The following is a 19,975-nucleotide window of genomic DNA, read 5'->3' as shown; positions in this document are numbered from 1 at the left end:
GCGGGAAAGGGCGAAGGTACTTCTGTGCGGCGCCGACAGCGGGTCGGCTCGAGGAGGGGCGGTTCGGGCCTCGTCGGTGTGAAGCGGGCAGGGCGTGGGGCGGGACCGCGTGTCCCGCCGCGCTTCACGGTGCCGGGGACACTCAGCCGTTGGCCGTATGGGCACCGGTCATCAGCGCGGCCAGGTCCTCGGGGGCGAGGAACGACGGCGGAGGCGGAGGTCCCCAGGCATAGAGCGCCTGCATGCCCTCGAAGGAGCGTGGCGTCCACAGTTGGTCGTCGACGATGCAGTCCATGTCGGCGTAGTACTCGCTGAAGTTGCCGGCCGGGTCCTTGAGGTACCAGAAGAAATTCGACCCGATGTGGTGGCGGCCGAGCCCCCACACATGACGTTCCGGGTGCTCGGTGAGCATGCTCGTGGCACCCCGGCCCACCTCGTCGACATCCGTCACCTGCCACGAGGTGTGGTGCAGGAAGTTCAATGGCGCCTGCTGCACCAGGACGTTGTGGTGGTCGGTGGAGCAGCGCATGAACGCGGCCGTGCCGGGGACGACATCGCTGACCTTGAAACCGAGCCCTTCGGTGAAGAACCGCTGGGTCGACTCCTGCTCCACCGAACCGATGACGACGTGGCCGAGGGCCAGGGGCCGGACCGGGTCGGTGCGCGAGAGCACGGGCGCCCGGGTGCCGGCGCGGTCCAGGCGTCCGGGGCCGTTGTACGGGGTGGCCGCGACGGTGACCCGGGTCAGCCGGGGTGCGACACGGACCTCGACCGATATACCGGCGATGGGTTCCCTGGTGCGCAGGGAGCCGGTGTCGCGTTCGCACGGCAGCTGGAGCCGGTCCAGGTTCGCTGCGATCCGGTCCAGGTCCTCGCCGTCGTCGGCGGCGACCGCCATCCCCAGCAGCCGCCGGACGGGAGAGTACTCGAGGAAGAACTGCTCACCGCCCTCGACGGTGGCGAACCGTCCGGGTGCCACCCGCTCGAGTCCGAAGTCGGCGTAGTAATCGGCCGCCTCGGCCACATCCGGCACTCCGACGGTGAGTGACTGAAGCCTGTGCAAAGCCATGGGGTGTGCCCCTCTCTCAGGCGGCGACGCAGGTCTGTCGGAGCTGTCCGATGCCCTCGATACGTGTGAGGACCTCGTCTCCCGACCGCAGGTAGCGCTGGGGGGTGCGGGCGTGTCCCACTCCTGAGGGGGTGCCGGTGAAGATCAGGTCGCCCGGCAGCAGCGGGCACACCGCGGACAGCCGGGCGATCAGTTCCGGGACCGGGAAGATCATCGAAGAGGTGCGTGACTTCTGGACGCTCTCCCCGTTGACGAGGCACTCGATCGCCAGGTCGTCCGGATCGGCGAACTCGTCGGCCGTGACCAGTACCGGGCCGGTCGGCGCGAATCCGGGGAAGGACTTGCCGAGAGAGAACTGCGGCACGGGGCCCACCGACTGCACATCGCGCTCGGAGTAGTCCTGCCCCACGGTCAGCCCGGCCACGTAGGACCAGGCGTCCCCGGCGGCAACGTGCTCCGCCCGGCGCCCCATCACCACCACCAGCTCGGCCTCCCAGTCAACGCGGCGGCCGGGCAGCCGCAGCTGTGTGTCGGGGCCGGTGAGGGACGTGGCGAACTTGGTGAAGACCGACGGGGACTCAGGCGCCGCCAGGCCGGCCTCCTCGGCGTGGTCGCGGTAGTTCAGCCCGATCGCGAACACCTGCCGCGGTGTCGGCGAGACGCTGCCGTCCGGCCCCGCCGGCGCCTGGACACCCGCGGCCTCCAGCGCAGCGGCCCAGGACCGGAAGGCGTCCCACTCCTCGAACACTGTCAGCGGATCAGCCGGGAACCGGCCCGCACTGGCCTGCTCGACATCGATCACCGCCTCCCCGGTCACCAGGCACATCCGTCCTGCTCTGGTCGTCGTCCGCATAGCGCGCCGCCTCCGGTCTTCCCGCTTCTGGATGACTGGAGTCAACGCCCTTCACAGTCGACACGACAAGAAAATCTCGAGATTTCTTTGGAATATCTAGGTGCGCTAGAATCTGCGACATGGCGACTACCAGCTCCATGACCCGTGCCGAGGAGATCTACCAGCGGCTGCGCGCGGACATCCTCAACGGACGACACGAACCCGGTTCACGCCTGCGGGTGGAGGCACTGAAGGAGAAGTACGGCGCCAGCAGCGGGGTACTGCGGGAGGCACTGCCCCGGCTGGTCGGCCAGGGGCTGGCGACCTTCGCGCCGCAGCAGGGGTTCCGCGTCGTCACCGTCTCACCCGAGCGCCTGGAGGAACTGACCGAGGCCCGCGTGTTCATCGAGACCCACCTTGTCCGGGAGTCCGTCACCGCCGGCACCATCGAGTGGGAGTCCGAGCTGCTCGCCGCGCACCACCATCTCGCCCGCGTTCCCCTCGTCGCCGACACCGGCGAGATCAACGAAGGCTGGCTGAACGCCCACGCCCGCTTCCACCGTGTCCTGCTGGAGGGATGCTCCAACCGGCAGCTGCGGGACATCGCAACACAGCTGCGCGAGGCGGCGGAGGTCTACCGCTGCTGGGCCCGCACACCGACCGAGCACAGCAACCGCGATATCGCGGCAGAGCACAAGACCATCTGCGAGCGCGCCATCGAACGGGACGTACCAGGCGTCGTCGAGGCGCTCGGCCGGCACATCAACGTCACCACGCACCTGCTGCTCAACGACTACGGGCGGCGCGAGGAAGAAGGCAAGCAGGACCGCGGCCCCTCCTCCCCGTGAAAGGGGGCATCGCGCCGGCCGGTGGTGACCATGCGGGCGTGGGTGTGGACCTCGCCTCGGGCGCAGGCGTCCAGCAGGATCTCGACGAGGGCGGACATGGACCGGACCGAAGGAGCTCCCCCACCCGCTTGCGGCTCCGGTCGGAGGCGGCCAGACACAGCATCAGATGCAGGCCGCTCTTCTCCAGAGCGGCCGACGCCCCCACGATCACCTGGTCGAAGAACGGACTAGCGAAGATCGACGGGTCTTCTCCCGAGACGACCGGAGCGGCCGCCCCTGTCGGGCGGGCGGCCAGAGCGCGGGCGGTCGGATCGGGCACGTAACCGAGCCGCCGGACGGCCCGCTCGACCGCCTCGCGTTCGGCGCGGCTGACGTGCGGTGCGTTGTTGATCGCGCGGGAGGCCACGGAACGGGAGACGCCGGCGAGTTCGGTCACCTCGTCGAGCGTCGGCTGCCGACGCGGCGCGTCTTCCGCCATCAGCCATGAGCCCTTCCCTCTCGATCGGACGGGAAGCGCCTCGCCCCGGCTCCGTTGGGAGCGCTTCCAATTACGGGACTGTAGAGCCTTGTTCTCGCTGTGTGAAGGGCGAGTTGTACGTCGACTCTTGACAGCTTGAACAGCCCGCAACACGATACGGGCCACATCTCAAGTGCTCTCTGTGTCATTGGGAGCGCTCCCATTCAGAGCGCTCCCAAGGCTTGCTGCCGACCTTCGGACCCGCCGTCCCCGCCGGAGAGTCGCCGACACAAGGGGGCGCGTACCACCGCACTTCCTCAGCGCGTCGCTCGCTCGTGACCGTGAGCGTGCGGCACATCCCTGTCAGGAAACCGAGGTACAGTCATGCGCCACAGACTCCGCGCCTTGATGGCAGCGCTCTTCGCCTTGCCGCTGGCACTCGCCATCGCGCCGTCCGCGCACGCGGCCGACCCGACCACCATGACCAACGGGTTCTATGTGGACCCCGACTCCAGCGCGAAGAGGTGGGTCGCCGCCAACCCCGGTGACGGCCGGGCGTCCTCGATCGACGCCTCCATCGCCAACACCCCGATGGCCCGCTGGTTCGGCTCCTGGAGCGGCACCATCGGCACCGCTACCGGCGCCTACGCGGGCGCCGCAGACAATGGGGACAAACTACCCATCCTCGTCGCCTACAACATATACAACCGCGACTACTGCGGCGGACACTCCGCGGGCGGGGCCGCTTCGCCGTCCGCCTACGCCACCTGGATCGCCCAGTTCGCCGGCGGGATCGCCAACCGCCCGGCCGTCGTCATCCTCGAACCGGACTCTCTCGGGGACTACGGCTGCATGACCCAGGCGCAGATCGACGAACGCGAGGGCATGCTCACCGGCGCCCTCGCCCAGTTCAGCCGCCAGGCCCCCAACACCTGGGTCTACCTCGACGCCGGCAACCCGGGCTGGGCGGACCCGGCGACCATGGCCCGGCGCCTCCACGAAGCCGGCCTCCGACAGGCCCACGGCTTCTCCCTCAACGTCTCCAACTACTTCACCACGAACGAGAACACCGCCTACGGCAACGCCGTCAACAGCGAACTCAACGCCCGCTACGGCTACACCAAGCCGTTCGTCGTGGACACCAGCCGCAACGGCAACGGCTCCAACGGCCAGTGGTGCAACCCCTCAGGCCGTCGCATCGGCCCCTCCACCCAGCTGGGCGGAGGGGCCGAGATGCTCTTGTGGATCAAGACCCCGGGCGAGTCCGACGGCAACTGCGGGGTCGGAGCCGGCTCCTCGGCCGGACAGTTCCTCCCCGAGGCCGCCTACAAGATGATCTACGGCTACTGATCCAGGACTCCCGTGGCCCGGTTCATCCCCGCCCCGCGACCGGGCCACGGGCACCGTCCGCAACAACCCGGCCACGAAGCCCTACGCGGACCCCGTCCCGCCCGGAACGTCGATTCCGGGTCGGGCCCGCAGCTCCCCCGCGCAGGGCACGCGGCCTGCATGGCGACTGGGATGGCCGATGCCACTTTCCGCCGTCACCGCGCCGGTCCGGAATCCGGTCAAGGTGCCCGCCACCGCGTGGCCAAGGATGGGGAGGTCTTGGCGTCGCGGCACGAGAACGCGGTGCCGCGTCGCCCTCCACAAGCCCTGCGAGATATTCCGGCGCCACCGCGAATCTTGCGAGAGGTATTGACGCCGCTCCCTGGTCCCCTACCATCCAGATTGCTCGATACTTCGACCCTTGTTCGATATCGCGAACATAGCTCAGCTGCTCCACTCGCACAGCAGGACACTTCCGGGCCACGCCCACCGGAACGACCGAGCCGCAAGGAGCACGCCGCACATGCATATGCCATGGCCGCATCAACCCTCCCGTCGTCGCGCGCCGGCTGCCACCACCGGCCGCGTCCAGGGCTCCACCTCCACCACCACGGTCCAGCTCGGCCACCCCGCGATGCGGGACGGCGACCGAGCCGGACTCGCGAGCCCCGGTCTCGATCAGACCTCGAACGGCTCGCGGAGTACGTGAGTCACCGTGCGGCGAGCTGCACTAACGACGAACCCGTCCGGACAGCCTCTGACGGGGCCGGCCGGAACCGCCTACTCAAGAATCAAGAGGTCCTCATGCGCGGAGGAAGTCTCAACCGCAAACGTCTGTCTGTGATGCTCGGCGCCTCGGCTGCGGCCCTGGCCTCGTTGGCGGCCACGCTCGTCGCCAACCCGGCTCAGGCGGCCACCAGCGCGTGTTCTCTTCCGTCGACGTACCGATGGAATTCGACGGGTGTGCTGGCGCAGCCGGCGAACGGGTGGGTCTCACTGAAGGACTTCACCAACGTGGTGTACAACGGCAAGCACCTGGTCTACGCGTCGAACGTGTCGGGATCGTCCTACGGCTCGATGAGGTTCGCTCCCTTCACGAACTGGTCGGACATGGGGTCGGCCGGCCAGACCGGGATGAGCCAGTCCGCGGTGGCGCCCACGCTGTTCTACTTCGCGCCCAAGAACATCTGGGTGCTGGCGTACCAGTGGGGTGCGTGGCCCTTCATCTACCGCACGTCGAGCGATCCCACCAACCCCAACGGCTGGTCCTCGCCGCAGCCGCTGTTCACCGGTAGCATCTCCGGCTCCGGCACCGGTCCGATCGACCAGACCCTGATCGGTGACGGCCAGAACATGTACCTGTTCTTCGCCGGTGACAACGGCAAGATCTACCGAGCGAGCATGCCGATCGGGAACTTCCCGGGCAATTTCGGCTCGTCGTACACGACGATCATGAGCGACTCGACGAACAACCTGTTCGAGGGGGTGCAGGTCTACAAGGTTCAGGACCAGAACCAGTACCTCATGATCGTTGAGGCGATGGGTGCGAACGGGCGCTACTTCCGCTCGTTCACCGCTTCCAGCCTGAACGGTTCGTGGACCCCGCAGGCCAGCAGCGAGAACAACCCCTTCGCGGGCAAGGCCAACAGCGGTGCCACCTGGACCAACGACATCAGCCACGGTGACCTGGTCCGCAACAACCCCGACCAGACCATGACCATCGACCCCTGTAACCTGCAGTTCCTCTACCAGGGCAAGTCCCCCTCCGCCGGCGGCCCCTACGACCAACTGCCCTGGCGGCCGGGTGTTCTGACCCTGCAGCGCTGACCTGGCGCTTTCACCGGGTGGACTGTCCGAAGCCTGATCACCAACCTGAGAAGTGCTTCTGACGCGTAAAGAGAGCCTGTTCAGGGTGGGTGTGGGCAGGGTTGGGCGCTCGGCGGTCGTGACAGGCCGCCGGGTGTCCGGCCCTGTCGGTCAGGCAGCGTTCTCCTTCGGGTTGAGGGTGACGGTCCAACCGAGCTGGTTCAGCTGGTTGATGGCCCGGCGGGTGCGCGTTCCGGGTCGCGTCGGGTGAAGTAGGCGCTGCCATCGAGGGACTCTACGACCCGGATCCCGGCCGCCCGGTTGATCCCGGGGATGGTGTCGAGCAGGGCCAGGGCGCCTCGAAAGGGGGCCATCGCCTCCTTGATCCGCTCGTCCAGCCCTTCAACCTCCGCCGACCACGGCTGAACGGACGCCGGCCCGCGAGCGACCTCCGGCAACCGTGGAGCCACGGTCACCACGAGCAGCACGCGCAGCACGAGCAGCACAGTCACCGCGCCCCATGGCGGACCCGGCGGCCACGGGGCGCCTCCGACCTGCGAAAGGAACCGACCGTGTCAGCATTCAGACGGCTGTTCCGGCGTCTGCGCGCCTCGACGGCCCTGCTCACCGGCCTCGTCCTGGCCGCCGGCGGCCTCGTCGGCACGGCTGCCGGGCCGGCCCAGGCAGCCACCTCCATCACGATCAACGGCGCGTCCGGCGGCCGCACCTTCGACGGCGTCGGCGCGATCAGCGGCGGGGGCGGCAACAGCAGACTTCTGATCGACTATCCCGAGCCCGAGCGCGGCCAGGTCCTCGACTACCTGTTCCGGCCCGGCTACGGTGCCTCCCTTCAGATCCTCAAAGCGGAGATCGGCGGCGACACCAACTCCACCTCGGGGGCCGAGCCGAGTCACCAGCACACGCGGTCCGACCTGAACTGCGACCGGGGCTACGAATGGTGGCTGATGGAGCAGGCCAAGGCCCGCAACCCGGACATCAAGCTGTACGGGCTCGCCTGGGGCGCGCCCGGCTGGATCGGCGGCGGAAACTTCTGGTCCACCGACATGATCAACTACCTGGTCTCGTGGCTGGGCTGCGCCAAGCAGCACGGGCTGACCATCGACTACCTCGGCGGGTGGAACGAGCGAGGCTACAACGTCTCCTGGTACGAGCAGTTGCGCAGCGCGCTCAACAGCAACGGCCACGGCAGCACCAAGATCGTTGCGGCGGACTCCGACTGGGCCGTGGCGAACGACATCAACTCCAACCCCGCGTTCGCCGCCTCGGTGGACATCATCGGCACGCACTACCCCTGCGGCTACCGGTCGTCCCAGACCAACTGCTCGGTGCCATCGGCCGCCACATCGTCCGGCAAGGCGCTGTGGGCCAGCGAGAACGGCTCGGACGACTACAACGCGGGAGCCCCCGCCGTGGCCCGCGGCATCAACCGCGGATACATCGACGGCCGGATGACCTCGTATCTCAACTGGCCGGTGGTCGCCGCGCTCACACCCAACCTGCCGTACCCCACCATGGGGCTCGCTCTGGCCGCGCAGCCGTGGTCCGGGCACTACAGGATCGGCAAGAACGCCTGGGTGATGGCACAGACCAGCCAGTTCACCAGCCCGGGGTGGAAATACCTTGACGCCTCCAGCGGCTACCTCGGCGGCAACCGGAACAACGGCAGCTACGTCTCGCTGAAGTCCAAGAACAACTCCGACTACTCCACGGTCATCGAGACGATGGACGCCGGCGGCCCCCAGACGCTGAACTTCACCGTCACCGGAGGACTGTCCACCGGAACCGTCCACGTCTGGTCGACCGACGTCAATTCCAACAACACGGCCGACTACCTCGTGCACGCCACGGACGTCACGCCGTCCGGCAGCGGTTTCAGCCTGACCGTGCAGCCCGGTCACGTCTACACCCTCACCACCACGACCGGTCAGGGCAAGGGGACCGCCACCGGCCCAGCCCAGCACTCGATGAGTCTGCCGTACAGTGACTCCTTCGACAGCTACGCCACCGGCACCGAGGCCAAGTACCTCATGGACTGGCAGGGCGCCTTCGAGGCGGTGGGCTGCGGCGGCGGTCGCGGCGGCAGGTGCGTGCGTCAGATGAGCCCGCAGAAACCGATCACCTGGGACGCGCTGTCCGATCCACACGCCTTGCTCGGTGACGTGGGCTGGAGCAACTACACCGTCTCGTCCGACGTGATGCTCGAACAGGCCGGATACACCGAGCTGATCGGCCGTGCAGGCGCACAGGACTACAGCAGCACCGGCGGGCTCAACGCCTACCACCTGCGGGTGAGCGACACCGGGGCCTGGTCGATCCTGAACTCCACCACAGGCGGCAACGTCTCCACCCTGGCCCGTGGCACGACCACCGCGCTGGGCACCAACCGGTGGCACACCCTGGCCCTCACCTTCTCCGGCACCACCATCACCGCCGCCATCGACGGCGACACGGTCGGTTCCGTGAACGACCGCACCTGGGCCGGCGGGCAGATCGGCTACGCGACCAGCCAGAGCGAGACGGCGCAGTTCGACAACCTGTCCATCACCCCCGGCAGCGGCGGGAACAACGGCGGCACGACCGGCCCGATCGTCGGGGTCGGCTCCGGGCGCTGCGTGGACGTGCCGAACCAGTCACAGACGGCCGGCACCCAGGTGCAGCTGTGGGACTGCAACGGCGGCGGCAATCAGCAGTGGACGAACACCTCGACCGGTGAGCTGCGGGTGTACGGCAGCGACTGTCTGGACGCCGCGAACCAGGGCACCACCCCCGGTACCAAGGTGGACATCTGGGACTGCGACGGCGGCGGCAACCAGCAGTGGACGATCAAAACCGACGGCACGATCACCGGCGCCCAGTCCGGCCTGTGTCTGGATGCCACCGGCGCGGGAACGGCCAACGGCACCTTGCTGCAGCTGTGGACCTGCAACGGCAGCGGCAACCAGAAGTGGACGCGCGACTGATCCGATGCCCCGCCGACGATCACCGGCTACCGCACCTGCCCCGTCATTTCCCCGAGAGGCCCTCCTGTCTTTCTCCTCCCCGCCGCTCAGCCGGCGCCGACTGCTGGCGTCGGCCGGCGCGGCCACGGCCTTCGGCCCGCTGCGGTCCGCCCCCGAGGCCGCCGCGACCGACGGCCCAGGAAGCTGCACCGCGAGCTGATCCTCCGTGGACCAGCACCCCCGGCCCCGGCCTGGTTCCAGGACGCCACGTTCGGCATCTACTACCACTGGGGCACCTTCAGCGTTCCCGCGTTCGGGAACGATTGGTATCCGCGCAACATGTGGCAACCGCTACCAGATCATCAATCGGGGCACCGGTACCGCCCTTGACGGCGGTGGCAGCGCCACGGCCGGCTCGACCACGGTGTTGTGGACTCCGAACTCCAGCACCAACAACGCATGGACCATCACCGGCGTGTGAACCGTCCCACAGGTGACCGGGTCGGTCAGGTCACGGTCGGTGCGCTGCGGGTCTGCAGTGCCCAGGCGCGGCGGAAGCCGGTGTCGCCTCCGGTGCAGTCGGGGCTGTTGCCGGTGCGGGCGGCAACGCGGTAGCGGTTGCAGTAGCACGCGTGGCACAGGTAGGAGCGCCCGCGCATGACCCGGACGGTGCTGTGGCAGGGGCCGGTGGGGTCGACGCGGTCGACGATGGTGCGGGGGTGAGCCGTGGCCCACCACTCGGCGCTCCATTCCCACACGTTGCCCACTGCTTCAACGCCCTCGCCCTGGTGCCCGGGGCGCCCGAACTGGCCTGGGACCAGTTCTTGCTGCCGGTTGACCGCCAGGACGAGAGCGGGGCGCTGCCCGACTCGGTGACCCACCCGGAGGTCCTCTACGACTTCGATCCCGAGCGCGTGGTCGTCACCGCGGACCTGGCCGCGTTCCTCACTCTCCAGCTCCGTGAACTCGCCGCGATTAGCTGACAGGTTGGGACTTCCTGATGAGACCCGCCGCTGAAGCCGAACCGTCGGCGCGCCCCAGGCCGCGATGCTCGACGCGCTGTGGACAAAGGAACGGCTACTGGCGCGGTCCGATCTGAGCGCCGCGCGGCCAATCCGCGCGTTGAGGCGCACCCACGTCAGTTCACGGAAGCGGAGAACGAGTTCACCGCGAGACCTGCCCCTCCTGACCACGGCTCGAAGCCGGACTGGATGCTCGTCAGGTACCAGGAGCGGGTGGCCAGGCCGCGGTTGATCGCCTGAGCGACGAAGTCCATGACGTTGAAGTCCCAGCTGGAGAGCGTGGACGACGACACGAACGTGATCACGTTGTTGGTGCCGTTCCAGCCGGTCCACACCTGCCAGGACCGGCCGCCGACGGTGGCGGTGCCGGCCTGGGAACCGACGGGGGCGATCGGCCCGACCTTGTTGTACCAGACCATGATCTCGGTCTGGTTCACTCCGTCGGTCTTCGGCGCCGGATCGAGCCATATGTCGTACGAGGCGTCGAAGACGGCGCCACTGACGTAGGTGAAGGATGTGCTGGTGGGTGCGCTGCCGATCGAACTGAGCTGCTTGGGCAGATTGGTTCCCGGCGAGCAGTTCGTGTAGTGGCAGCCGTAGAAGACTGACGGATAGGACTTCGGGGCCCCGTTCGTGGGCACGGAGCCGTCCGCCTGAGTGATGGTGAAACCGCCGCCACTGGCGTTGACGCATTGGGTCGCGCTCGTGCCCCAGCGGTTGTTCTGCACCACGTAACGGCCCTGGATGGTGGTGCTGGCGTACTGGTCGCACAGCATGGTGTCCGCGTGTGCGGGTAACGCTGCGGTCAGCAGGCCGCACAGGGACGCCAGTGCGGTCAGCAGTGCCGACGTCACCGACCTCATGGGAGTGATCACGACATTCCCTTCTCGATGGCCGAGAGCACTTTGGGAGCGCTCCCATCGGTTTTCCGGAATGTAGGGCCCCGGACGCTCTCAGACAAGACGCACGGCAGCGCCAACGGCCTCGCCCCTCCGGCCGGCCCGCTTCATGGGTCTGGCCGGCCTCGCCATCTCGGCGCGTCGCCCTCGGCCGTCGCCGGAACCCGGTCCACGAAGTCGTATGTGTCGGACCGGTCGCCATCGAGGGCACCGGTCTGTGCCCGTCGACAACAGCTGCCCCACAGCGGGCTGACGTAGTTCCCGTGCCGGTCCGGGGCCCGGCGCATCCCGCTGAGCGAGAGACGGCTCCCGGACGGTTCGACCGGCGGCCGTTCCTCCGCACGACCTCGATCGACGCCTCGGAGCGGGAGGAACGGTCGTCCGGCTGTTTCAGGAAGGACTCGAACCCAGCAGGTCAGGCGAACTGCCGAGGTCGCGCAACAGGATCAGAGGCCGAAGAACTGCACGGCCGCGGCGGCCATGCCACCCATCGGCAGTTGGTGCCCGGCCCCGGAGACGCTGATGGCTTCCAGCCGCACAGCGCCGTCGGCCCCGGCGAAGCGCTGCCGCGTCCAGCTCGGCTGCGGCTGGTCCGTCGAGGCCGGGGTCTGGCTCAGCCCGAAGACGTCCGTCCACTGCTTGGTCTCTTCCTGCATGAGCTGGAAAGGCACGAGTGTGTCGTTGGTGCCGTGCCAAAGCTGCACGCGAGGACGGGTGCCGGAGTAGCCCGGGTACGCCTGCCGGACCAGATTTCCCCATTCCTGTGCCGTCTTGTGCATGTTCCCACTCACACACTTGCTCGTCCACGGTGGGAAGTCGGCCTCGTTCACGAAGCAACCAAAGGGGACTCCCATGAACGCCGAGCCGGCCTTGAAAACGTCCGGGTAGTCGGCCAGCAGCGCACTGGTCTCCATGCCGCCGGACGAGCTGCCGGTGACGAAGACCCGCTGCGAGTCGCCGTTGTAGTGCTGTTCCACATAAGACACCATCGAGATGACCGAGGCCGGGTCGCTGCCGCCGTTGTGGTGTTTCGAGGCATCGGACCACACGTCGAAGCAATTGCTCATCGCCGTCTGCTTCGTAGCGGTCGGGTAGATGACGACGAAGCCGCGCTGGTCGGCCAGCGACGCGAACTCGCTGCTCTGGTAGAACCCCGGCCCCGAGCCACCGCAGCCGTGCATGGCGACCACGATCGCCGGCTTGGCCGGACGGGAGTCCGGTACGTACACGTGCATGCGCAGATTGCCCGGATTGCTGCCGAAGCTGGTCACCTCCACGAGCGAAGCCGCCGTTGCCTGCGGCGCGAGAACGAGGCCGGAGACGAGGAGTGCGAAGGCGCCGGCGACAGCCGCCAGCACGGTTCTGATTGCCGTCATGATGCAACCACCTCCTAGTGATCACGAGATTCGCTCACGAGATTAGGCATGTTCATGACGGCCGACAATATTGTGCCCAATGTTGGCGCAAGGCGCCCCCAGGCACCCCCAGAAGCGACACACTTCCACTCGGCGGCCGAAATCCGTCCCTACTCGCCCAGCGCGCTTCCGCGCGCCACGAGGACGGGTGTTTTCCCCGCAGACTCGCCTACTCGCCACCGAACGCACTGGCCACCAGGGGCGCCGAACACATGATGAAAACTTTCGGAACCTTTCTGGATCTTTTTCGCTGAGTACGACTCCCCCAGCACGTCGACACCGCATTTCCCTCACGATCCAACAGCCTCAGGTCAGCTATGCGATGCGGAATGAGCCATCCACACAGGAACCAACAGCGACCGATAATTTCCGGAAGCATCCGACGACCTCACCCACTGACGCGCTCAACGGGCCACCCCACCACACCCACCGTTCAGCGGCCCGGTCGTCGCTCGACGCCCAGGGCTTGGCCCTCGACCGCGGCGATGACGAGCCGCAACGGGAGTACTAGCCGCGCCTGACTGGCGCTGCTATAACCGACCCACTGATTGAATCGTTTTAGCCTCCCCTGTCGGCGACATGTGGCCGATATCCCTTGCGAAAGGTCCTCAACGTGTGCGGACGCAGCAGACTCACGTCTGCCCGAGGTGTGCTCGCGCCGCTTGGTGCCGCCGCGCTCCTCCTGGCCACGGCACTGGTCACCGGCAGCCCGACCGCCGTCGCCGACAGCGGACTCCACATCGGTGGCGCCACCGTCGATGGTCGGGCCGAACCGCTCGGAGTCGACGCCGCTCGCCCTCTGCTGGGGTGGAAGCTGAACACCGAGTCGCACAACGCCATGCAATCGGCCTACCAGATCCTGGTCGCCACGTCCGCCGAACGGCTGGCGCACAACCAGGGCAACGTCTGGGACAGCGGCAAACGACGCTCCGACGAGTCCGTGGGGGTGCCCTACGGCGGTCAGCGGCTCAGCCCACGCACGCGCTACCACTGGAAGGTTCGCGTCTGGGACGAGCACGGCAGAGCGTCGGCCTGGAGCGCCCCCTCCTTCTGGGAGACGGCGCTGAGCGCGCCCGAGGACTGGGAGGGTGCGCGGTGGATCGGCCCATCCGATCCGAAGGCCGGGGCTCCCCTGCTGCGCAAGGAGTTCTCCCTGGACAAGGAGGTGGCCGGCGCGCGGGCGTATGTGGCCGGTCTCGGCTTCCACGAGCTGCGCCTGAACGGCGCGAAGGTCGGCGACCGCGTCCTCGCCCCCGCGAACACGCCCTACGACCGGCGGGTGCTGTACGACACCTACGACGTGACGAAGGCGCTGCGCAAGGGTGGCAACACCGTGGGACTGTGGCTGGGCCATGGCTACGGGGAGAACTTCAGCCGGTACGGCTTCCGTTGGAATGGTCAGCGGCAGGCGGTCGCGCTGCTGGACGTCACCTTCACCGACGGTACCCGGCGTCGCCTCACCACCGACCCGTCCTGGAAGTGGTCCATCGGGCCGATCACTGCGGATGATCTGTACGACGGTGAGTCCTACGACGCACGGAAGGAACAGGACGGCTGGGACGAGCCGGGCTTCGACGACCGTTCCTGGCAGAGCGTGTCGGTGGTCGACGCCCCGCAGGGCTCACCGCGGTCCAACACCATGCCGCCGGTCCGGGTGACGGACACTCTGAAGCCGCGGAAGGTGACCGAGATCCGAGCGGGCACCTACGTCTACGACTTCGGCCAGAACATCGCCGGCTGGTCACGCCTGAGTGCCAAGGGTGCGGCCGGCACCCGCATCACCCTGCGTGCGGCCGAGGAACTCAACGCCGACGGCACGCTGGACACCGCCACCAATCGGGAGGCCGCGGCGACCGACACCTTCACCCTCGCGGGGACGGGCCGTCGCGAGATCTATGAACCGCGCTTCACCTACCACGGCTTCCGCTACCTGGAGGTCACCGGCTTCCCCGGGACGGCGGGCCCCGGGGACGTGCGCGTACGCGTCGTCCACGCGGATGTGCCGTCGACCGGCACCTTCAGCTCCTCCAGCGAGCTTCTCAACCGCATCTGGCGCAACAACCGCTGGAGCGTTCTCAACAACTCCATGAGCACGCCCACCGACACTCCGGTGCGCGACGAGCGCACCCCTCCGGCCATGGATGTCCAGGCCTACCGGGACGCCGCGACGCGCGAATTCGGCATGGGGAGTTTCTACGCGAAGTATCTGCGGGACCTGCCGCCGGGCACGGCGCTGCCCTCCGACGACGTCAAGGCCCAGTACCCCGACATGGCCGGCGGTCAGGTCACCTTGGCCTGGACCCTGTACGAGCAGTACCGCGACCGGAACGCACTGGAGACGGCCTATCCGGACATGAAACGGTTCGTGGACCGCAACGCCGACGAGGTCCCCGGGCTCATCTGGCCCGCGGACAAGGGCTTCGGCGACTGGTGCCCGCCCGATCACGGGCCGCAGGCCAACGACGGCATGGGCAGCCCCTCCGCCGGGGACTGCTTCAGTGAGGTCTCCCTGGTCAACACCGCCCTCTCCTACCAGCAGGCCGAGGCCACGGCGAAGGCCGCGGGAGTTCTCGGGCACCGGCAGGACGCGCGCCACTTCGCGTCCCTGGCAGGCCGCATCAAGGACGCGTTCAACGCACACTTCCTCAACGAAGCCGGCGATACGTACGGCAGCGGACGCCAGGTGACCAGCGTCCTCCCGCTGGCGTTCGGGCTGGTGCCCGCCGGGAAGGTCGACGACGTCGGGGACCAACTCGCCCGGACCATCGTCGAACACGACGACAGCCACTTGGACACCGGCATCTTCGGCACCCGCTACCTGGTCGACGCGCTGGCCCGCACCGGGCGGATCGACCTGGCGATGACCATGCTCCACCAGCGCACGTATCCCGGCTTCGGCTTCCAGCTCGCCAACGGGGCTACCACCACCTGGGAGCAGTGGCTCTACCGCTCGTCGATGGAAACCCATGACCACGCGATGTTCGCCGGTATCAACACCTCGTTCTACACCGCTCTCGCCGGGATCAGGCCCACCGAGCCCGGCTACCGCGACATCGCGGTCGAGCCACAGATCCCCGGCTCCCTCGACCAGGTGTCCGCCTCGCAGGAAACGGTGCGTGGCCGCGTCGCCGCCCGTTGGAAGAAGGCACGGGGCACCTTGCGGCTGACCGTCACCATCCCGGCCAACAGCCGCGCGGTGGTACGGGTACCGCTGGCTGACAAGGACCACCGCGTCCAAGCCCCCACCGAAGCGAGGAGGACACAGGTCACCGACCAAGCGGTCTCGTACCGAGTCGGCTCCGGTACCTGGGTGTTCACTGTCCGATCCCCTTGACGGTGAACGGGACGACCCTCAGTGGGCCGGCCATGCTGAGGTTTCCCGGACCTGCTGGAGCGGTCGGGAAAGGTCCCCGCCCCGCCGAGGCTGCTCGGCGGGGCGCGGCACACGTCCGCGCGGCGTCGTTCAGCGCCTGGATCCGCTGCTTCTGGTGCCCCGGTCGACACCCGGCCGGGCGGCGACCGCGGTGTTGCTGAGAGCCATGATCTGAAATGGAACACGACTCACGCGGTGACGAGCAGGCTCAAGGACCGACTCACTAGATGATCAATTCCAAGGGGTGTGTGCGGGCATGAGAACGAGGGTGTCCAAGATCGTTGTGTGACGAACAACCAGGACACCCTCGCGACCGCACTTTACGCGACCACCGACGACCTGCTGAAGGAGCGTCCGGACCTGGCATCATGGCGCCCGCCGGTCGGCATCGCACCCCGCCTGAGTGATGCCGAACTGGTCACCCTCGCCGTGATGCAGGCCCTGCTCGGCTTCACTTCCGAGGCCAGGTGGATCCGTCACGCCCGTACCCATCTGCGGCACCTCTTCCCGTACCTGCCGCAGCAGCCCGGCTACAACAAGCGGCTGCGCAAGGCCGCCGGCCTGCTGCGACGGGTCACCCGGATCCTGGCCACCACATCCTCGGTGTGGAGCGACGACGTGTGGGTCGTGGACTCCACCCCGGTGGAATGTGGCCGATCCCGCGAAACCGTCAAACGCTCGGACCTGGCCGGATGGGCCCAGTACGGCTACTGCGCCAGCCACAGCCGATTCTTCTGGGGCCTGCGCCTGCACCTGATATGCACCCTCCAGGGCCTGCCAGTCGCCTTCGCCCTTACCGGAGCAAAAGCCGACGAGCGCGAGACCCTCCTCGACCTCCTCGCCGCCGAACCCGGCCTTCTCCAAGGTCGAACCGGGCAGACGCTGATCGGCGACAAGAACTACTACGGTCGCGCCTTCGAACATGAACTCGCAGAGCACGGAATCCAACTACTGCGGCCCGCCCGCAAGGGCGAACGGCAGCGGCCGGGCGCGCATCTGTTCAAGCCCTTGCGGCAGGTCATCGAGTCGATCAACGAGACGTTCAAGGGACAGCTTGACCTCGAACAGCACCGGGGCCGCACACCCGGCGGCGTGGTCGCCCGCGTCATGCAGCGAATCCTCGCCCTGACCGCAGCGGTCTGGCACAACGACGCCACCGGACACACCGTCCTACGTTCCCTGACCGCCTACGATCACTAACCCCTTGGAATAGATCATCTAGGTGAGGGCCGCCTGCCAGGAGGTGCCGTTACTGGTGGCGTCGCTTCCCAGGCGGTCGCGGGCGGCCGTGTCGCCGTACAGGCTCCAGCGGAACCAGTCCAGGAAGGTGTTCTTGGTCTGGGCGTAGTACCGGTAGTCCGGGGTCAGGTACTGGCCGTGGTCCGCCCCGACATGAGTGAGGAACGCCTTGGGCGACGGAAGCTCCGCGTACGCGGCGCGCGCCGAGTTGTAGTCGCAGGTCGGATCGTGGTCACCGTGGATGAACAGCACATTGGCGTGGAGGCCGGCGGGGTTGCCCATGTCCACGCAGGCGACCGGGACGGCGGCGACGATGCGGTTGTCCGGCCAGGAGGTGAGGAGGCCGTGGGTGGTCATCCCACCCATCGAGTGACCTGACACACCGACACCGGCGCGGGTGTCGATGTGCCCGGCGAACGGGTCGCCCGAGGTGTTGTTGAGCGCCAGCGTCCGGGTGAGGACCTCGGAGACGTCCTTCGACCAGTTGCCGTTGTAGACGCTGCCGATGTTGGTGTTGTCGGAGAACGAGGGGGCGGGGCAGATGAAGCCCGCGGCGGCCAGATCGTGGGTCTGGGAGGAGTAGCAGTCGGAGTTGCACCCCATGCCGTGGCTCCATTCGGCGATGGGGAAGACGCCGCTCGCGATGGGCGCGTTCGGGATGGGGTTGCCACCCGCGGTTCCGGAGGCCGGGTAGAAGATCTTCGTGTTCAGTTGGCGGTTGCCACGCGACCAGTAGAACTGGCGCACGCCGATGGCGAACTGCGCGGTGGGTGCCTGCCGCGGTGAGGCCATTCGTGGTGACAGGGTGTCGGCGGCCGCGCTGCTGCCGAGCAGGGACATGCCCACGCCCGTGGCCGCGCCGGCGCCGAGGCCCAGTAAGGTTCGCCGTCGCATCGACATGGGTGACTCCTTGGTGTTGTAGGGGTGAGCGGGGCGCACGGGCGCGGTGCGCCAGCGTGCGAGGGAATCCTGCAGAGGTTGCTCAGGGGGCGGATACGGGCGTCAGTCCGGCGGTGGAACGGCCGCCACCGCCGGAGGCGCGAGCCCGGCGGTAGGGCGAAGTGGCCGCCGTCCAGGGTGGTGATGGCCGTCGCGGTGCGGTCGGCCCGGCGTTGTCGCGCCCGGGACGGTGAGGAAGACGCGCCTGATGATCGTCATGACATGACCTTCCGGCGGCACGTGCGGAGGCGGGAGCACGGGACGGGCAGCGGAGCGCGCCGATACATCCCATGTTCCTCTAGGGGTCCCATGGGACCTTTGGGGCTGTCAAGAGGCTTGACGTCGAACGATACGGGCGCCTGCCGCGGAACTCGGGACGACCGCCCTGTGGCATGGGCGGCGAGAGAGGCCAGACATCACATGTCGCCGACGATTCCGCCCCGCGGGACCACCGCCGGACTGCGGTTTTCATCGCGATCTCCACACCCGCCCGGTGTGCGGTCTTGACAGCCTTCGAGGCTCCCCTATCATCCATCTCTGTCCGGTGTTTCGACAGCAGTTCGAGATATCAGACGACCGCTTCTTGTGCCCCACTCCATCCAGCTGACCCGAGGCACGGCCCGCGACATGTCATGCCCCTGATCAGATTCCCCCTCCAGGAGGAGACGGTGCAGTCTTCATTGGTTTCCGTGCCGGGCGGTGTGCCCCGCAGACGGCGCTCGCCCGCCACCTTGGCCACCGGCTCGGCGCTGATGTTGATTGCGGTACTGGTGGCGGTGTTCGGCCGACCAGGGCCGGCGTCCGCCGCCGGCACCGGCCCCTGTGACATCTACGCGTCGGGCGGCACGCCGTGTGTGGCCGCGCACAGCACGGTGCGGGCGCTCTATGGCTCGTACACCGGCAAGCTGTACCAAGTCAGGCGCTCGTCCGACAACGCGACCCGGGACATCGGCGCCCTGACGGCAGGCGGCGCCGCCGACGCCGCCGCCCAGGACTCGTTCTGCGCGGGTACCTCATGCGTCATCACCTGGGTCTACGACCAGTCCGGGCACGGCAACAACCTGGGCTACCAGGGGCCGGGCGGAGTCGGTGGCTCCGACACCGCCGCGAACGCGACGAGTGAATCGCTGACGGTCGGGGGCAACAGGGCCTACTCGCTGTACATCAATCCCAGGAACAGCTACTGGCGTGACGGCCACACGACGGGCGTCCCCACCGGCAGCGCGCCTGAGGGCATGTACATGGTGACGAGTGGCACGCACGTCAACGGCGGCTGCTGCTTCGACTACGGCAACAGCGAGACCACCCGCAAGGCCGACGGCCCCGGAGCCATGGACGCGATCAACTTCAGCACGCAATGCTGGTTCGGCGGATGCTCCGGGAACGGCCCGTGGGTCCAGGCAGACCTCGAATGGGGCCTGTACTCCGGGGGCAGCCAGTCCTGGAACCCGAACCAGAGGGCCTTCACCAGCAAGTTCGTCACCGCCACACTGAAGAACAACGGGACGACCCGGTTCGCGATCAAGGGCAGCAACGCGCAGTCCGGGAGCCTGACCACCCTGTACGCCGGCTCCCTCCCCGGTGGCTACAACCCCATGAAGAAGCAGGGGGCCATCATCCTGGGCAGCGGCGGTGACTGCTGCAACGGCAACACCAACCTCAGCGCCGGAACGTTCTACGAGGGAGCCATGGTCTCCGGCTACCCCTCCGACCAGACGGAGAGCGCCGTGCAGGCCAATATCACCGCGGCCGGGTACCGCTGAACCGGGGCGCTCCCCGGTCCCGAC

The 19,975-nt window shown here is 68.0% G+C and carries 11 protein-coding genes and 7 pseudogenes; 10 read left to right on the top strand and 8 right to left on the bottom strand.

Translation table 11 applies throughout. The annotated features are described in order from the left end of the window. Window positions 1–142: 142 nt before the first annotated feature. The gene (locus tag AS97_RS44425; RefSeq protein WP_059142324.1) at window positions 143–1,069 is read right to left on the bottom strand and encodes a VOC family protein; all 927 of its coding nucleotides are present in this window, start codon (window positions 1,067–1,069) and stop codon (window positions 143–145) included. 16 nt (window positions 1,070–1,085) lie between these two features. After that, window positions 1,086–1,922 carry a fumarylacetoacetate hydrolase family protein gene (locus AS97_RS44420; RefSeq protein ID WP_210566903.1) on the bottom strand — a complete coding sequence of 279 codons (837 nt, stop codon included), beginning with the start codon at window positions 1,920–1,922 and terminating at the stop codon, window positions 1,086–1,088. A gap of 119 nt (window positions 1,923–2,041) precedes the next feature. On the opposite strand from AS97_RS44420, the gene AS97_RS44415 reads away from it, so the two are divergent. Continuing rightward, window positions 2,042–2,749, top strand: coding sequence for a GntR family transcriptional regulator (locus tag AS97_RS44415; RefSeq protein WP_059142322.1), 708 nt, complete (start codon window positions 2,042–2,044; stop codon window positions 2,747–2,749). A 103-nt stretch (window positions 2,750–2,852) separates the two neighbouring features. Here the strand turns inward: AS97_RS44415 and AS97_RS44410 are convergent. Continuing rightward, a pseudogene (locus AS97_RS44410) lies at window positions 2,853–3,227 on the bottom strand (LacI family DNA-binding transcriptional regulator); the annotation flags it as partial. A gap of 363 nt (window positions 3,228–3,590) precedes the next feature. On the opposite strand from AS97_RS44410, the gene AS97_RS44405 reads away from it, so the two are divergent. From AS97_RS44405 to AS97_RS44395, 3 genes and pseudogenes are all read left to right on the top strand, one after another. Then, window positions 3,591–4,556 carry a glycoside hydrolase family 6 protein gene (locus AS97_RS44405; protein ID WP_125757005.1) on the top strand — a complete coding sequence of 322 codons (966 nt, stop codon included), beginning with the start codon at window positions 3,591–3,593 and terminating at the stop codon, window positions 4,554–4,556. 502 nt (window positions 4,557–5,058) lie between these two features. Then, window positions 5,059–5,244: a hypothetical protein gene (locus tag AS97_RS44400; protein ID WP_086708739.1), complete on the top strand. Its 186-nt coding sequence runs from the start codon at window positions 5,059–5,061 to the stop codon at window positions 5,242–5,244. 215 nt (window positions 5,245–5,459) lie between these two features. Then, window positions 5,460–6,362: pseudogene (locus AS97_RS44395) on the top strand (non-reducing end alpha-L-arabinofuranosidase family hydrolase); the annotation flags it as partial. A gap of 200 nt (window positions 6,363–6,562) precedes the next feature. Here AS97_RS44395 and AS97_RS44390 read toward each other — a convergent pair. After that, window positions 6,563–6,853 carry a hypothetical protein gene (locus AS97_RS44390; RefSeq protein WP_210566902.1) on the bottom strand — a complete coding sequence of 97 codons (291 nt, stop codon included), beginning with the start codon at window positions 6,851–6,853 and terminating at the stop codon, window positions 6,563–6,565. 60 nt (window positions 6,854–6,913) lie between these two features. Between AS97_RS44390 and AS97_RS44385 the strand changes: the two genes are divergently transcribed. Continuing rightward, the gene (locus AS97_RS44385) at window positions 6,914–9,322 is read left to right on the top strand and encodes a ricin-type beta-trefoil lectin domain protein (protein ID WP_210566901.1); all 2,409 of its coding nucleotides are present in this window, start codon (window positions 6,914–6,916) and stop codon (window positions 9,320–9,322) included. Window positions 9,323–9,527: 205 nt separating this feature from the next. Further along, window positions 9,528–9,646: pseudogene (locus AS97_RS44380) on the top strand (alpha-L-fucosidase); the annotation flags it as partial. 161 nt (window positions 9,647–9,807) lie between these two features. Here the strand turns inward: AS97_RS44380 and AS97_RS48205 are convergent. Then, a pseudogene (locus AS97_RS48205) lies at window positions 9,808–10,065 on the bottom strand (SUMF1/EgtB/PvdO family nonheme iron enzyme); the annotation flags it as partial. Between AS97_RS48205 and AS97_RS48200 the strand changes: the two are divergent. Continuing rightward, window positions 10,066–10,390 (top strand): annotated as a pseudogene (locus AS97_RS48200) (glycogen debranching protein); the annotation flags it as partial. It abuts the pseudogene before it with no gap. Window positions 10,391–10,442: 52 nt separating this feature from the next. On the opposite strand, the pseudogene AS97_RS44370 reads toward AS97_RS48200, so the two are convergent. Together AS97_RS44370 and AS97_RS44365 are read right to left on the bottom strand one after the other, a co-directional pair. Continuing rightward, window positions 10,443–11,186 (bottom strand): annotated as a pseudogene (locus AS97_RS44370) (glycosyl hydrolase family 5); the annotation flags it as partial. A 482-nt stretch (window positions 11,187–11,668) separates the two neighbouring features. Further along, window positions 11,669–12,598 (bottom strand): PHB depolymerase family esterase, encoded by a 930-nt coding sequence (locus AS97_RS44365; protein WP_059142316.1) that lies wholly within the window; start codon window positions 12,596–12,598, stop codon window positions 11,669–11,671. 688 nt (window positions 12,599–13,286) lie between these two features. Here AS97_RS44365 and AS97_RS44360 point away from each other — a divergent pair. Then, complete coding sequence (locus tag AS97_RS44360) at window positions 13,287–15,971, top strand: family 78 glycoside hydrolase catalytic domain (protein WP_210566900.1); 2,685 nt, start codon at window positions 13,287–13,289, stop codon at window positions 15,969–15,971. Between the two features lie 324 nt (window positions 15,972–16,295). Beyond that, window positions 16,296–17,210 (top strand): IS982 family transposase, encoded by a 915-nt coding sequence (locus tag AS97_RS44355; protein WP_210564085.1) that lies wholly within the window; start codon window positions 16,296–16,298, stop codon window positions 17,208–17,210. A gap of 18 nt (window positions 17,211–17,228) precedes the next feature. On the opposite strand, the gene AS97_RS44350 is transcribed toward AS97_RS44355, so the two are convergent. Continuing rightward, entirely contained in the window at window positions 17,229–18,149 is a 921-nt protein-coding gene (locus AS97_RS44350; protein ID WP_086708737.1) for an alpha/beta hydrolase, read from the bottom strand. Window positions 18,150–19,009: 860 nt separating this feature from the next. Between AS97_RS44350 and AS97_RS44345 the strand changes: the two are divergent. Beyond that, a pseudogene (locus AS97_RS44345) lies at window positions 19,010–19,951 on the top strand (arabinofuranosidase catalytic domain-containing protein); the annotation flags it as partial. Window positions 19,952–19,975 lie beyond the last annotated feature (24 nt).

This window comes from Streptomyces sp. AgN23 (assembly GCF_001598115.1).
Classification (GTDB): Bacteria; Actinomycetota; Actinomycetes; order Streptomycetales; family Streptomycetaceae; genus Streptomyces; species Streptomyces antimycoticus.
Note: the sequence above shows the minus strand (reverse complement) of the source record. Positions and strands in the feature narration are given on the sequence as shown.

What these genes read in the sequence shown, in the direction of transcription:
- AS97_RS44420 (WP_210566903.1), bottom strand. Translation starts at nt 1,922, where the DNA reads ATGCGGACGACGACCAGAGCAGGACGGATGTGCCTGGTGACCGGGGAG.
- AS97_RS44405 (WP_125757005.1), top strand. Translation starts at nt 3,591, where the DNA reads ATGCGCCACAGACTCCGCGCCTTGATGGCAGCGCTCTTCGCCTTGCCG.
- AS97_RS44400 (WP_086708739.1), top strand. Translation starts at nt 5,059, where the DNA reads ATGCATATGCCATGGCCGCATCAACCCTCCCGTCGTCGCGCGCCGGCT.
- AS97_RS44415 (WP_059142322.1), top strand. Translation starts at nt 2,042, where the DNA reads ATGGCGACTACCAGCTCCATGACCCGTGCCGAGGAGATCTACCAGCGG.
- AS97_RS44350 (WP_086708737.1), bottom strand. Translation starts at nt 18,149, where the DNA reads ATGTCGATGCGACGGCGAACCTTACTGGGCCTCGGCGCCGGCGCGGCC.
- AS97_RS44425 (WP_059142324.1), bottom strand. Translation starts at nt 1,069, where the DNA reads ATGGCTTTGCACAGGCTTCAGTCACTCACCGTCGGAGTGCCGGATGTG.
- AS97_RS44365 (WP_059142316.1), bottom strand. Translation starts at nt 12,598, where the DNA reads ATGACGGCAATCAGAACCGTGCTGGCGGCTGTCGCCGGCGCCTTCGCA.